This window comes from Methylobacterium sp. JK268 (assembly GCF_054052225.1).
Genome location: NZ_JBSVZN010000005.1, coordinates 1 through 14,081 on the forward strand (window position 1 = coordinate 1; position 14,081 = coordinate 14,081).

9 protein-coding genes are annotated in these 14,081 nt (G+C 69.1%); 4 read left to right on the forward strand and 5 right to left on the reverse strand.

The features are described 5' to 3' along the window. Positions 1-294, forward strand: a 294-nt coding sequence (locus ACW9J6_RS07200; protein ID WP_457115771.1) for a sigma factor-like helix-turn-helix DNA-binding protein, incomplete at its 5' end; no start/stop codon positions are given. Beyond that, positions 291-1,286: a FecR family protein gene (locus ACW9J6_RS07205; protein WP_457115772.1), complete on the forward strand. Its 996-nt coding sequence runs from the start codon at positions 291-293 to the stop codon at positions 1,284-1,286. The genes ACW9J6_RS07200 and ACW9J6_RS07205, both read left to right, overlap by 4 nt. A 5-nt stretch (positions 1,287-1,291) precedes the next feature. Here the strand turns inward: ACW9J6_RS07205 and ACW9J6_RS07210 are convergent, their stop codons facing one another. Then, on the reverse strand, positions 1,292-3,565 hold the full coding sequence (locus tag ACW9J6_RS07210; protein ID WP_457115773.1) for a TonB-dependent siderophore receptor: 2,274 nt from the start codon (positions 3,563-3,565) through the stop codon (positions 1,292-1,294). Between the two features lie 725 nt (positions 3,566-4,290). Here ACW9J6_RS07210 and ACW9J6_RS07215 point away from each other — a divergent pair. Continuing rightward, complete coding sequence (locus ACW9J6_RS07215) at positions 4,291-4,776, forward strand: sigma-70 family RNA polymerase sigma factor (RefSeq protein ID WP_457115774.1); 486 nt, start codon at positions 4,291-4,293, stop codon at positions 4,774-4,776. Beyond that, on the forward strand, positions 4,773-5,777 hold the full coding sequence (locus tag ACW9J6_RS07220) for a FecR family protein (RefSeq protein WP_457115775.1): 1,005 nt from the start codon (positions 4,773-4,775) through the stop codon (positions 5,775-5,777). Before ACW9J6_RS07215 ends, ACW9J6_RS07220 begins: the two co-directional genes overlap by 4 nt. A 56-nt stretch (positions 5,778-5,833) precedes the next feature. Here the strand turns inward: ACW9J6_RS07220 and ACW9J6_RS07225 are convergent, their stop codons facing one another. The 4 genes from ACW9J6_RS07225 to ACW9J6_RS07240 form a co-directional block, all read right to left on the reverse strand. Beyond that, complete coding sequence (locus ACW9J6_RS07225) at positions 5,834-7,291, reverse strand: C2 family cysteine protease (protein WP_457115776.1); 1,458 nt, start codon at positions 7,289-7,291, stop codon at positions 5,834-5,836. Between the two features lie 128 nt (positions 7,292-7,419). After that, positions 7,420-8,979, reverse strand: a complete 1,560-nt coding sequence (locus tag ACW9J6_RS07230; protein ID WP_457115777.1) for a C2 family cysteine protease — start codon at positions 8,977-8,979, stop codon at positions 7,420-7,422. A gap of 338 nt (positions 8,980-9,317) precedes the next feature. Beyond that, on the reverse strand, positions 9,318-11,486 hold the full coding sequence (locus ACW9J6_RS07235; RefSeq protein ID WP_457115778.1) for an ABC transporter ATP-binding protein/permease: 2,169 nt from the start codon (positions 11,484-11,486) through the stop codon (positions 9,318-9,320). A 50-nt stretch (positions 11,487-11,536) separates the two neighbouring features. After that, positions 11,537-13,939, reverse strand: a complete 2,403-nt coding sequence (locus tag ACW9J6_RS07240; RefSeq protein WP_457115779.1) for a TonB-dependent siderophore receptor — start codon at positions 13,937-13,939, stop codon at positions 11,537-11,539. Positions 13,940-14,081 lie beyond the last annotated feature (142 nt).

The following is a 14,081-nucleotide window of genomic DNA, read 5'->3' on the forward strand; positions in this document are numbered from 1 at the left end:
GCGCGCCGGCGCGACGACCTCCGGCGATCCTACGAGGCGGAGCTGGCCCTGCTGCCCGAGGCGCTCGACCTCTCCCCGGAGGAGCGCCTGATCCTGGGGCAGGCCCTCCAAGCGATCGACGCCATGCTCGCCCGGCTCTCGCCCAAGGCCCGCCGGGCCTTCCTGATGAGCCAGATCGACGGCATGGCCTACGCCGACATCGCGGCCACCCTGAAGGTCTCGGTGAGCATGGTGCGCAAGTACGTGGCGCAGGGCCTGCGCGCCGCCTGCGAGGCGCGGCTGCGCCAGGAATGACCAGGCGGAGACCTGCGGCGGCCTCGCCTGCGCGCGACGACCTGCCGGTCGATGCGGCGATCGGCTGGATGGTGGAACTGTCCTCCGGGGCGGTGACGGACCAGCAGCGGCGCGCCTTCGAGCGCTGGATCGGGGCGGATCCGCGCCACGAGGCGGCGTGGCTGCAGCTGCAGGAGGGCCTGATGCCCTTGGGCGTGGCGGCCCGGCAGGACCTGCCGCGCGGGGCGCTGACGGCGCACCTGGCCGGGCGGCGCATGGACCGCCGATCCGTCGTCGCGGGCCTGGCGGCGGCGCTGGGGCTGGGCCCGGCGGGGGCGCTGGTGGCGGACCGGTTCGTGCCGCTGGGCCATCTGCTGGCGGACCACGTGACGCGCACCGGCGAGCAGGAGAGCGTGCGGTTCGCGGACGGAAGCGAGGCGGTGCTGGGTCCGCGGACGGCGCTGGACGTGGACTACGCCGCCGGCCGGCGCGCCCTCCGGCTGATCGAGGGCGAGGTCCTCCTGCGCGTGGCGGCCGGCTCCGCCCCGCTCCGCCTCGACGCGGGTCCGCTGAGCCTCGCGGCCGAGAGCGGCCGCTTCATGGTCGAGCGGCGCACCGACATCCTGGCGGCGACGGGGCTCGACGGGGTGGCCCAGATCGCCTTCGACGCCGCCGGCCCGATGCCGCTCGGCCGCGGGGAGCGGGTCGAACGGGAGGGCGGCCGGCCGCTGCGCCAGCGGGTCGACCTCGACGGCGCCACCGCGTGGCTCGACGGTCTGCTGGTGGCGAAGAACCGCCCGGTCGCCGCGATCGTGCGCTCGCTGCGCCCCTACTTCCCCGGGATGATCCGCCTCGACCCGGCCGTGGCGGAGATCCGCGCCACGGGCGTGTTCCCGCTGCGCCGCCCGCACGAGGCGCTGGAGGTCCTCGCCGCCTCCCTCAACCTGTCGATGACCAGCGTCGCGCATTACTGGGTGACGATCGGGCCGGGCCGGGCGACCCGGACCGGCTGATCGGTTCAGAACGCGATCCGGGCCTGGGCCAGGACCGTGCGTCCCAGCCCGACCGGGATGAAGTACGGCACCTGTGTCGGTTCGTAATAGTAGCGGTCGAGCAGGTTCTTGACGTTCAGCGACACCGTGACGGCGTCCCGCGTGTAGGAGAGCATCGCGTCGTAGAGGACGTAGCCCGGGATCGTGGAATTGCCGGCTTTCGGCCCGAAGCTGGTGTAGGTGCCGGCGATGGCGCGGGTGCCCGCGCCGACTTGAAACCCCTTCAGCGCACCCTCGGTGAAGGTGTAGACCCCGAAGAGGGTGCCCGTGTAGGTCGGCACGCCCGGGTAGGCGTCGCCGGGCTTGGCATTGGTGTTCCTGTACAAGGTGCGGCCCAGCCCGCCGATCACGCTGATATTGTCGGTAATCTGCCCTTGAAAATCGAGTTCGACCCCGCTGGCTCGATCGCCGGGTCCCAGGTAGTTTCCTCCCGGTCCATAATTATAAATAATGGTGTTGCTGAATTCGTTATCAAAGCGTGCGACCGTGATGCGGAACTTGTCGTTGAAAAGGTTGAATTTGCAACCGTACTCGCTCAGGTTGCTGAAGCGCGGCGGCGCCGGCTGCCCGTCGCCGAGGATGCCCTGGTTCGGGAGGAAGCCGGTCGCCATCGTGCCGTAGATGCTCATCCACTTGGTGACGTCGTAAACCGCGCCGCCGCTGTAAGTGAGTGCCCTCTGATCGGTTCTCGTGATCCTCTTGCTCGTGCTGTAGGTATCAACTTCATTGTAGTAATCTTGTCTCACCGTCCCGAGAATATGCAGCCGGTCGAACAGATCGATCTTATCCTGAAAGGCGAAGCCGAGATCGTCGTCATCCGTGTAGGTCTTGCGGCGAAGGCCGGTGCGGCTCGGCAAAGGCAGGGTGGAAGGCGGCGCCAGCACATCGAACTTCAGGCTCGGATAGGTCAAAGCGCTCAATGTGGATTGAAAATCTGACGTATAATCGACTCCTAATCGCATAGTATTTTCGTAGTCACCTAAATAATGAGAGACAATCAAGTCGGATTGCGTAACAATTTGTCTCTCTGTTTTTGATAAAATACCCCCCGCAGGCGCCACCGTCGTCGGAGAGTCGGATGCTGAAACGGCGATATATCCAATAGATGTGTAGTTGCTGGAGATGTATCCCGTACGATTTCTCGCGGTAAAATCGAAGGATCCGAGATCCCCGGCATCGACACTGCCGAACTTGTGCTCGATGTCGATTTGGGGATTGAACACGCGGAACGAGGCTCCGGCATCGGGCGTCCCGATCGGCGCGTCGCGGGACACGTGAACCGGGCGGAAGTGGAGGGCGGAGTTGCCGATCGTCATCGGCGGCAGGCCCGAGATCTGGTCGAAGTAGCGGGTGCCGGCCGTCACCGTGGTCGCGCCGTCGCTCCAGCGGACCTTGGGTGAGATCAGACCCTCGTGGGGCGAGCGGTCGCCGCCCGGCGCCGTGTCGGCCGTGTTGCCCGAGAGGTTGACCCGGTAGAGCAGGCCCTCGGTGCCCTCGACCGGCCCGCCGAGATCGAAGGCGAGGGTGCGGTAGAAGCGGCTGCCGAGCAACACCTCCGCCTGCCGGATGGGGTCCGGGCCGGGCACCTTGGGGATGACGTTGATGCCGCCTCCGGCGAAGCTGACGCCGGTGAGATCCGAGGTCGGTCCCTTGATCACGTCGACGCGCTCGACGTCCTGGATCGGGATGTTGACCCCGCGCGGCGCCAACCGCCCGCCGACCATCACGTTCTGCACGTTGAAGCCGCGGATGGTGTAGCTCGGGATGCCCTGGCCCTGGGCCGCGCCGTTATTGACCGTGACGTTGCTGGCGTTGCGGGCCGCGTCGAGGATCGAGGTCTGGGCCTGCGCCTGGATCACCTCCCGGGTGACGCCGACGACGGAGCGCGGATCCTCCTTGAGGGGGATGTTGAGGCGGTCCGAGGTGCTGGTGGTCCCGGCCGCGAAGCCGCGGTCGCCGGTGCCGCCCACGAGGTCGGCCACGTCGATGACGGCGAGCGCGATCTCGTCGGGCTGCGGGAGCGCGTCCGCGTCCCGCGCCTGCCCGGCGGCCTGCGCCCGCCGGATGGTGAGGGCCCCGTGCGCGCCCGGCACGGCCGCGAGGCCCGTCCCGGCCAGCGCCCGGGCGACCGCCTCCTCGACGCTCATGCGCCCGGCGATCGGCCCCGCGACGCGCCCGCGGGTCAGTTCGGCCGGGAACGCGATCACGCGCCCGCCGGCCAGACCGATCTGGGCCAGCACGTCCCCGAGGTCTCCCGCCGGGATGGCGAAGGCGGGCGGGCTCTGAGCGCGTGCCGGGGGGGCGGCCGCGACCACCGCCCCCGCGCAGGCGAGCAGCGCGGCGGCCAGCGGCCCGCACCCGGCTCGCCGGAGCGACCGGATCCGCCACCTGACCTCGCTGATTCTCGCTGCCCTCACCATCTTTGTCGCGCCGATATCAGTGGCGCCTTCTCACTTTCATCTAATCTGTCAATCAAACGGAGACAGGGCAGCCCAAGGGTGGGCTGATTTTCGACGATAGATTACTGTTTGCAGAACCACAATAGAAGGGAAGGGCCTGTCGGTCCGATACAACTTTGCGCTACTGGGCGAATCGGGACGGCACGCCTCTACGCAGGACGACGGATCGCCGCACGCCCCCGGCACAACTGTCCCGCCTTGCTCAGTCATCTCAGGATTGCAGAGGGCCGCGGCGAGGGCGTCACAGACGGAGCCGCGCGCGCCGACGCGCGGCAGGCCTCGCCAAGCGAGATGACCCAAGGATGACGAAACAATGGTCTCTTATCTGGGCCTTCAGGGCACGATTCCTGCTAGTCACTGCCGAAAGGTTAGGATTGCCAAGCGCTGCCCCCCTTCATAAACTCTCGGCGTAGAGGGTTCTGACGCTGCGGCAGAGCACACAAGGGGACCGGGAGTTGGGCACGATCTTTGGCGCCGCAGCATCAGTGTCGGTTCGGAATGCACCTGTGCTCGACGGCCTGTTCCGCGAGCACAGCTCGTGGCTGACGCGCTGGTTGGGCCGGCAGCGCTGGACCGTGACCGCGTCCGAGGACCTCGCCTCCGACGTCTTCCTCGCCCTGCTGCAGGTGCCCGACCTCGCCGCGGTCCGCCAGCCGCGCGCGATGATGACCACCATCGCCCGCCGCCTGATCTACGATGCGCGCCGGCGCGACGACCTCCGGCGATCCTACGAGGCGGAGCTGGCCCTGCTGCCCGAGGCGCTCGACCTCTCCCCGGAGGAGCGCCTGATCCTGGGGCAGGCCCTCCAAGCGATCGACGCCATGCTCGCCCGGCTCTCGCCCAAGGCCCGCCGGGCCTTCCTGATGAGCCAGATCGACGGCATGGCCTACGCCGACATCGCGGCCACCCTGAAGGTCTCGGTGAGCATGGTGCGCAAGTACGTGGCGCAGGGCCTGCGCGCCGCCTGCGAGGCGCGGCTGCGCCAGGAATGACCAGGCGGAGACCTGCGGCGGCCTCGCCTGCGCGCGACGACCTGCCGGTCGAGGCGGCGATCGGCTGGATGGTGGAGCTGTCCTCCGGGGCGGTGACGGACCAGCAGCGGCGCGCCTTCGAGGGCTGGATCGGGGCGGATCCGCGCCACGAGGCGGCGTGGCTGCAGCTGCAGGAGGGCCTGATGCCCTTGGGCGTGGCGGCCCGGCAGGACCTGCCGCGCGGGGCGCTGACGGCGCACCTGGCCGGCCGTCGGCGGCCCGACCGGCGGTCGGTGCTGGCGGGCCTGGCGGCGGCGCTGGGGCTGGGCACGGCGGGGGCGCTGGTGGCGGACCGGTTCGTGCCGCTGGGCCATCTGCTGGCGGACCACGTGACGCGCACCGGCGAGCAGGAGAGCGTGCGGCTGGCGGATGGGAGCGAGGCGGTGCTGGGTCCGCGGACGGCGCTGGACGTGGACTACGCCGCCGGCCGGCGCGCCCTCCGGCTGATCGAGGGCGAGGTTCTCCTGCGCGTGGCGGCGCGGTCCGCCCCGTTCCGGCTCGACGCCGGGCCTCTGAGCCTTGAGGCGGGGTCGGGGCGCTTCCTGGTGGAGCGGCGTGCCGACCTCCTGGCGGCGACGGGGCTCGATGGGGTGGCCGAGATCGCCCTCGACGCCGGCGGCCGGGTGCCGCTCGGGCGGGGTGAGCGCGTCGCGCTGGAGCGCGGAGGATTCCGCCGCCAAGCCGTCGACCCCGACGACGCCACGGCCTGGCTCGACGGCCTCCTGGTGGCGAAGAACCGCTCGGTCGCCTCGATCGTGCGGGCGCTGCGGCCCTACTTCCCCGGGATGATCCGACTCGATCCCGCCGTGGCGGAGATCCGCGTCACCGGCGTATTGCCGCTGCGGCGCCCGCACGAGGCGCTGGAGATCCTCGCGGCCTCGCAGAACCTGTCGATGACCAGCGTCGCGCATTACTGGGTCGCGATCGGACCGGGCGAGGGCGCGGACGCGCCGCCGGCCTGATCGCGCGGCGACCTGCCCCGGGTTCGCCCGGCACAGGTCGCCGCGGTGGCGCGGCCTCAAATCTGCGCCGGCTCCGACACGTAGCAGAGCATCGTCCTGTTCAGCTTCAGTTCCTCCGGCGTCGTCCAGAATTCGTAGCCGGGCCCGGAGCCCCAGGGATTCTTCAGTTCGACCCTGTGGGACTCGTCGTCGTAACCGACCACCGAGAACATGTGGTCGGAAACGTAGTTTTCCGTCAGTTCCTTCTCCGGCGCAGCCAGCACTTCTTCCCCTGTCCGCAACGCCGCGAGCAGATCGGAGTTCTCTGGGTCGTATGAGTAGCTCATGTGTTTGTCTGTGATGTAGTGTATCAGCTCAGTTGATCCGCCATTGATCGCGATGTACGAATTCTCTTGATGACGATCGATGCCGTCGGCGGCATGAGGGCCGAATTCCCTCTTGGTTTGCTCGATGATGTCCCTGTCGAACTCCGTTCCGGACTCATTCAGCTGGGCGAAGGCCTTCTCGACGAGGGGAGCCCATTTCGAGTGATCGGCGGTGCCGTCCTCGGGGCCAGCGAAGGTCAGCCAGGGGGAGGGGCCGGCCAGTTCGGGCGGGGCGTACGGCAGCTGACTGTCGACCGTGACGTAGACCGGCGTGTCGTTCCAGTCGTAGAAGCGCACGCCGTAGGTCCCGTCGTGGTTGTCGGTGAACATCGACGCGATCGCCTCGGGCTCGCGCAGCGCGATCTCCTCCAGGCTTGAGACGAGCCAGCAATCCCCGACGTTGCCCTGGCGGACGTCCCGCCAGCCGGCCTCGCCGCTCGCGCCGAAGAGCGGGTCTGCGTCGAGGGCGTAATGCGATGTGGCGCCGAGGCTGTCCTTCAGGCCGGGATGGTCGGTGCCCAGGAACCACTTGCCGATCAGTCGATCCGCCTGCAGCTCGGTGGAGCCCGCCGCGAGATCACCGAGTGGCACCGGCGCGTCGGCGGATCCGCCGGTCCAGTGGGCGTTGGCCGCGTTGCCCGCGATTAGCGCGTGGGTGATGTAGGCGTCGTATTCGCTGGTGTGGAAGCCGCCGGGCTTGCTGACCAGCCCGTCGAGCGTCTTGAGGGTGCGGAACTCCGCCGCGGTGACGCCCCCGGCCGCCGCGTCCTGGAGGAGGTGGATCAGCGCGACGTGGTCGAGGTGGAACGGGTCGCGGGAGGCGTCGAGGGCCTTGGCGACGTCGGCGCGGATCCCGGCATCCTCCAACTGGCGGAGCAGGAAGTCGGCCGGCCGGGCAATGGCCGCGTCGGGAATCCTCGGCGCGTGGAATGTCGCGGCATCCGCGCCCAGCCCGTGGGCTCCGCCGCTCTCGTAGCGATGCGGTGCCAGAAAGGAGAATGGCGCGGCCCAGGGCTGCGCATCGGCCCCCGTCCGGGTGTCGGCGGCGTCGGGCGCGGTCCCGTCCTCCTCGTCCTTCCGGTTGCGCGATGCCCCGGGCCCGAACGGATCGGAGATCCAGGACCGGGCAACGGACAACGTGGACGTCATGGTTCTACCCTCGCGGCATGAGAGGGCGCGCTCCGACGAGGCGACCCCGGGATCATCGTAGAAAGTGCTGAAACATCAGAAGGCGGGTGCTCGGGCGCGCGGTCGGTGCGCTCCCGAGGTCATCGGCCTCAGGCCTCGGCGGCGAAGTGTGTCGCTCCGGATGCGTAGAAGATCTCCGGCTTTTGCGCCGTGATCTTCTCGGGTGTCGCCCAGAACACGCAATAATCGTTGCTTCCCCACGGATTTCTCAGCTCAAAGGCATGCGTATCCTCGCGATAGTCGAGAACTTGATACATATGCTGACTGAGGAAGCGGTCGGAATCTTCACCGTTGAACGAGAGAATCACTTCCTGATTGCCGCGTAGCGCGTTGAGAATGTTAGGATCCTCTATATTTTCAGTTTCTGTGACATGCTTTCCAGTCACATAATGGATAAGTTCACTATATCCCGCTTGGATATCAATATAGTGATTCCCTCTTTCTTCGCCGAGATAGGGTATGGCATTGGGGCCGTATTTCTTCGCGTATTGAGCGAGAACGTCATGATCGTATTCGGTTCCGCTGTCGTTCAGCTGCACGTAGGCCTTCTCGATCAGCGCGCCCCATTTCGCGCGATCGGTGGCGCCGATCTCGGGCCCGCCGAACGGCGTGACCCGCTCCCCGGTGACCGGATCGGGCGTCTTGAAGTACGGGATCTGACTGTCGACGGTGACGTAGACCGGCTTGTCGTTCCAGTCGTAGAACCGCACCCCGTAGGTCCCGTCGTGATTGTCGGTGAACATCGAGGTGATCGCCCCCGGCTCCCGCAGCGCGATCTGGCCCACCGCCGCCACGAGGTAGCAGTCCCCGAGGCCGGCCTGGTGGAAGTCCTGCCAGCGCGGCGTCCCGCTCGAGCCGTAGAGCGGGTCCGGATCGAGCGCGTACTCCGCCGTGGCGCCGGAGCTGTCCTTCAGGCCGGGATGGTCGGTGCCGAGGAACCACTTGCCGATCAGTCGGTCCGCCTGCAGCTCGGACGAGCCCGCCGCGAGATTGCCGAGCGGCACCGAGTTGCCGGCACTTCCGCCGGTCCAGTCGACATTCGCCGGGTCCCCGGCGATCAGCGCGTGGGTGATGTAGGCGTCGTAGGCGCTGGTGCGGAAGCCGCCGGGCTTGCTGACCAGCCCGTCGAGCGTCTTGAGGGTGCGGAATTCCGCCGCGGTGACGCCCCCGGCCGCCGCGTCCTGGAGGACGTGGATCAGCGCGGCGTGGTCGAGGCGGAACGGGTCGCGGGAGGCGTCGAGGGCCTTGGCGACGTCGGCGCGGATCCCGGCATCCTCCAGCTGACGAAGCAGGAAGTCGGCCGCCCACGGGGCTTCGGGATGCGCGAACCCGCTCGGCCAGGACGGCCGGGCCGGCGCGTGCCAGCCGGGACCGGTGTGATCGGTCAGGGCCGGCGGGCGAAGCGCCGGGAAGGACGCGGTCCCGGAGTCGAACCCGGCCGCGTGCCCATCGCCCACACCGAGAGGATCGCCGAAGGACAGCAGGCGTATGGCGGGCAGGTCGGACCAGGGCCACGCATCGGTGCCGTCGAACGCGTCGGCGGTGGCGCTCTCGCCCCCCGCAGCGCGGTTTCCCCGATCCCGTTGCGATGCACGCGAGTCAGGCACGCCCGACCCAGGGATCGCGGCACCGTACGCTGGATACGTCATCTGTGATGATCTCCACGGTTGATTGACCTAAGGTAAACACTTTCTCACGACGCGCCCTGACACACAACAGTATATAGTAAGATTAATTTTCTCAAATTCGACGGTTTGAAGCAGAAAATTCTCCTCGATAGATCATCAATACGGTGCTGTAACGTGAAAGTACGACATTCGAAGAACGCTCCCGGTCATCGAGTCGGTCGTTCTCTTTCGTGAACATCGTCCCACCGAGCGCCACCGGGTGCCGGCGCGGTCCGATCGACTCCGGGAGGCCCACTCCCTCTGTCGAACGAGCGGACCAAAGCGACAGCGCCGAGGGCGACGATCCCGGACGCCGACGGTCATGGTGAGGCCGCTTCCGCCGCGAGCGCGGCGACCCTTCCGGACGGATGCGGGCCGAGACGGTGGGCGCGCTCCGCCTCCGCCGCGGGAGACGCGTCCAGGGCGAGGCGCCCGTCGTCGTCGATCCCGGCGCGGAGCCGCCGGGTGTGGAAGGCCGCGAGGCTCTCGCGGTGCCCGATCGAGATGATCGTCGTCTCCGGCAGCATCCGGATGAGCGCCCCGTAGACCTGGGCTTCCGCCGCGGCGTCGAGGGCCGAGGTGGCCTCGTCGACAAGCAGCCAGTCCGGGCGGGCGAGGAGGGCGCGGGCGGCGGCCAACCGCTGCTGCTCGCCCCCGGAGAGGCGCTGCGCCCAGCCCTCGTCGGCATCGAGGCTCGGGATCAGGTGCGCGAGGCCGACCGCCGCCAGGGCCTCCGCGGCCGTCTCCCGCGGCCCGGGCTCGGGATGCGGATAGGCGAGCGCCGCGCGCAGGGTCCCGACCGGCAGGTAGGGCTTCTGCGGGAGGGTGAGCAGGCGGGCACCCGCCGGCACCGCGACCCGGCCCGTCCAGAAGGGCCAGATCCCGGCGAGCACGCGCAGCAGCGTCGTCTTGCCCGATCCGGACGGGCCGGTGACGAGCACGCTCTCCCCGGGCCGGAAGCGCAGGGTCAGGGGAGCGGACAGGGCGCGGCCGTCCGGGAGCCGGATCGTCAGGTCGTCGAGCGCGATCCCGCTGCCCGCCGGCCCCTCCGCCCGCTCGCCGCGCGCCGGCGCGTCCGCGCGCGCGAGGGCGTCGTCGAAGGAGATGAGCCGGTCGAGCACCGAGCGGAGTTCCGCCAGCGCCGGGAAGGACCGCGAGGCGAAGGTCAGGCACTCGGCGACGCTCGCGAAGGCGGCGCCCATCTGGACCATGTCGCCGAGCGTCACCTCGTGCCGGAAGTAGAAGGCCCCGAGGATGAAGTAGTGGCTGCGGTCGCTCAGCACCGTCGTCGTCTTCGAGATCATGCCGAGCAGGCCGTGGATGGCCGCGATCCGATAGGCGTTGTGCCGGATGGGGCGAAACAGGCGGCCGAGGATCGCCACCTCGGCCGGCCCGCCGCCCATCAGGGCGACCTGCTCGCCGTGCTCGCGCAGCCGCGCCAGCGCGTAGCGGTAATCCGCCTCCAGGTGCTGGCGCGCGAAGGACAGCGGGACGAGCCTCCGGCCGATCGCCGCCGTCACGGCCGTGAAGAGACCCGAATAGGCGATCGCCAGCCAGAGCAGGAGGCCCGGGATCGCGAAGGGCAGGCCGAAATCGACCCGGGCCGACAGGGTCCAGAGCACGACCGCGTAGGTGAGGAACGAGTTTAGCTGCGAGACGAGCGCCACCATGAACGTGTAGACGCCGTACCGGTCGCCCTCGCCGCCGATGAAGGCGGCCAAGTCCTCCTGGATGCGCTGGTCCGGATTGTCGGTGTCCGACCGGGTCAGGACCATCCGGTAATGGGCCGGGGTGCCGATCCAGCGACGGGCATAGTGGGCCGAGAGGTCGCTGCGCCAGCGGATCCCGAGCAGGCGCATCAGGACGTCCTGCAGGGCGCTGGCGGCGAAGTACGGCCCGATCGACAGAGGCAGGCCGATCACGGCCGGCCAGTAGCGCTCCGCGTCGTAGGCCTGCAGCGCGTCGGAGAGGTCGCTGAAGACGAGGACGAAGCGCAGCTCGAAGACCACGACCAGCTGGCCGAGCAGGATCACGCCGCCCGCGAGGAGCCGGGCGAGTGCGGCTTCGCGCATCCGCAGGATCGGGCGCCCGCCCGGCAGCGTCGCGGTCAGGCGCCGCGTCCCGTCGAGGTAGATGTCCGCGATCGCCATCGCCCGGGCGATAGCCGGGACCAGGGCGGCCGCCCGGAACAGAACGACGAAGCCCGCCAAGGTCACCACGATCGGGACCGGGACCTCGGGCGCGGGCAGCCCGGCGGGCCAGAGCCCGCATGGGACGAGGCTGCGCGCGAGGCCCGCGAGCACGGCCTCCCAGCCGAACAGGCCGATCGGCACGCGCAGGAAGGTGGAGACCCGCCGCGACAGTGCGGCGCCGACGGCGGCGAGCGCCAGGGCGCCCGCGACCAGGGCGAGGTCGGGATCCGCCTGCCGGACGGCGACCGTCGCGGCCAGGGCGACGACGGCCGACAGTGCGGCGCTGAGCCAGGACATGTCTCGTGCTCTCGGATCGGTGAGGCGCCTGGGCCGCGCCGCGCGCCGCGTCAGAACTTGTAGGTCATCTGCAGCAGCGCATTCCGCCCGCGCAGCAGGGGAATGTAGTAGGCGTATCGGCTCGGCAGGTAGGCGTACTCATTCAGGATGTTGTTGAGCTTGAAGTCGACCCGAACGTCACCCTTCTCGAAGCCGATCATCGCGTCGGCCGTGACGTAGCCGGGCAGCCGGTACAGGTTGGTGGAATCGAACGAGCCGACGCGCGAGCTGCCGACGTACTGGAAGCCCGCCCCGACCGTCAGGCCCGAGAGCGCCGGGTCCTGGAAGCTGTAGGTCGCCCACAGGCTCGCCATCTGCTTGGGGATGCCGTTGAGAGCCGCCGCCGTGGTGGTGCGCGCGCGCTCGTCGAGGAGCTGGGGCGTCAGCGCCGTGAAGGCGGCGATCAGGTTCAGGCCGGTCACGATCTCGCCCTGCGCCTCGACCTCGACGCCGCGGGTGCGCAGGCCGTTGACCGTGAAGGTCCGGCGTTGATCGATCGGATCCGCGATCGTGACGTTGTTCCGCACCAGGTCGTAGAGCGACGTCGTGAGGGTCAGGCGCTTGTCGAACAGGTAGGTGCGGGCGCCGATCTCGGCGAGGTCGCGCTCCTCCGGCTTGTAGATGGCGCCCGTGACGGTGTTGAAGGTCGGGTCCGCCGCGACGCCGTCGCTCCGGTTGCCGTAGACGGTCAGCCACGGGGCGACGTCGAACGCCCCGCCGGCCACCCAGGAAATGCCCGCGCCGCTTCCCTTGTTGAGCCCCGCCGACGACACGACATCCTGCGGCGCGGCCACGAGCGAGGACGCCTCGTAGCTGTCGCGCCGCACGCTGCCGAGGATGTGCAGCCGGTTGTCGAGCATGTCGATCTTGTCGATCACGTAGATCCCGTGGGCCTCGGTCCAGTCGCGCTCGCTGATGTCCAGGAACGGCTTGACGCGCGGCAGCCGCGCTCCGTCCTCGGTCAGGCCGGTGAGCAGATCCAGGTTCCCGGGGAATGCCAGCGCGAAATTCAAGCTCGCCCTGTCGTATTTCTTAACGTAATCATAACCCAACTTCATTGTGTTATTAAAGATATCGCTTCTGTAATTCGCCGTGATGTCGAACCTGTCGGTGATGTTTCTTGAATACACACTGTAGGACTGTAGTCCTAGAGGTTGGATGAATCCCGGTATCGTGAGGGTGTCTTCGTAGATCGCCGCCAGGGCGCTGCCGCGGCTCTTGGCATATTGCAGGCTGTTGTTGAGGGTCACGTCCATGTCGAGGACGCGGCCGACCTCGTAGGATTGCTTGGTCCAGGCGGTGAGATCCTGCGACAGGGTGCCGTAGCCGGGATTGCCCCGCGGGACGCCGCGCGGCACCCTCAGGATCTCGCCCGGCACGCCGGCCCCCAGATAGGGAATCAGGGTGGCGGACGGCCGGCCGAAGCGCTGGTTCGAGTAGCTCACGCCGCCCGAGACGGACAGGCCGTCCCCCTGCCAGCGGAGCGAGGGGGCGAAGAGCAGTTCGTGCGGGTCGCGGTAGCCGCCCTCGTTCTGGGCGGCGTGGTTGGCCGAGCCGACGAACCGGAAAGTCGTCCCCTCCAGGCCCTCGACGACCCCTCCGAGATCCGTGGCGATGGTCTTGTAGGCGTAGCTGCCGTAGCGGACCGTGAGGTCGCGGATCCGCTCCGCCGTGGGCTCCTTCAGGGCGAAATTGACGAGGCCGCCGCCGGTCGCGACCGCCCCGGACAGGATCGAGGTCGGCCCCTTCAGCACCTCGACGCGCTCGACGTTGTCGATCGGCACGCCCCCGTAGCCGCCGCGGGACTGGCCGTTCACCGTGAGGGTGCCGACCGCGTCGCCGATGCCGCGGATCGTGAAGGCCGGCTGCCCGCCCCATTGCGGGCTGGAATCGATGGTGACGCCCGCGACGTTGCGGGTCGCGTCGCTCGGATCCGTCACGCCCTGCGAGCGGATCACCTTGTTGGTCACGGCGGTGACCGCGATCGGGATCTCGCGCAAGGGCGCGCCCGCGAGGCGCACGGTCTCGCCGGCGTTGCCGGCCTGGAAGCCGTCGTCACCGAAGCGCCCGCCGCCGCTGTCGACCACGTCGATCGCCGCAAGGTCGGCCCCGCCCGGCACGGTCGCCGTCGCCGACGCGTCGGCGGCCCGGATGCTCAGGCTGCCACCGGGGCCCGGCACCGCGCGCAGGCCCGTCCCGGCGAGCGCGCGCGACAGCGCTCCGTCGGGGCTCTCGCGTCCCCGGATCGGCCCGGCGACCCGGCCCGCCGCGAGCCCCGCCGGGAAGGCGATCGGCCGGCCCGAGGTCCGGGCGATCTGCGTCACGACCGTGGCCAGATCGCCCCGCGGGATGTCGTAGTCGAAGACCTGCTGCGCCAGCGCGGGCCGCGCCTGCGCGAGCACAGCGAACCCCATCGCGGCCGCGGACCCTGCGGCAACGCGCCGTGACAACCACCGATGCATTCCAGTCTTCATCGTTCAAGCCCCGTTGTTGTTGGGCTTGTCCATCGAGCCGTGCGAAGCGTCAGCGTCCGGCGCAAATTTTTTTTCAGCGCGG

What these genes read in the sequence shown, in the direction of transcription:
- ACW9J6_RS07205 (WP_457115772.1), top strand. Translation starts at nt 291, where the DNA reads ATGACCAGGCGGAGACCTGCGGCGGCCTCGCCTGCGCGCGACGACCTG.
- ACW9J6_RS07220 (WP_457115775.1), top strand. Translation starts at nt 4,773, where the DNA reads ATGACCAGGCGGAGACCTGCGGCGGCCTCGCCTGCGCGCGACGACCTG.
- ACW9J6_RS07225 (WP_457115776.1), bottom strand. Translation starts at nt 7,291, where the DNA reads ATGACGTCCACGTTGTCCGTTGCCCGGTCCTGGATCTCCGATCCGTTC.
- ACW9J6_RS07230 (WP_457115777.1), bottom strand. Translation starts at nt 8,979, where the DNA reads ATGACGTATCCAGCGTACGGTGCCGCGATCCCTGGGTCGGGCGTGCCT.
- ACW9J6_RS07235 (WP_457115778.1), bottom strand. Translation starts at nt 11,486, where the DNA reads ATGTCCTGGCTCAGCGCCGCACTGTCGGCCGTCGTCGCCCTGGCCGCG.
- ACW9J6_RS07240 (WP_457115779.1), bottom strand. Translation starts at nt 13,939, where the DNA reads ATGGGGTTCGCTGTGCTCGCGCAGGCGCGGCCCGCGCTGGCGCAGCAG.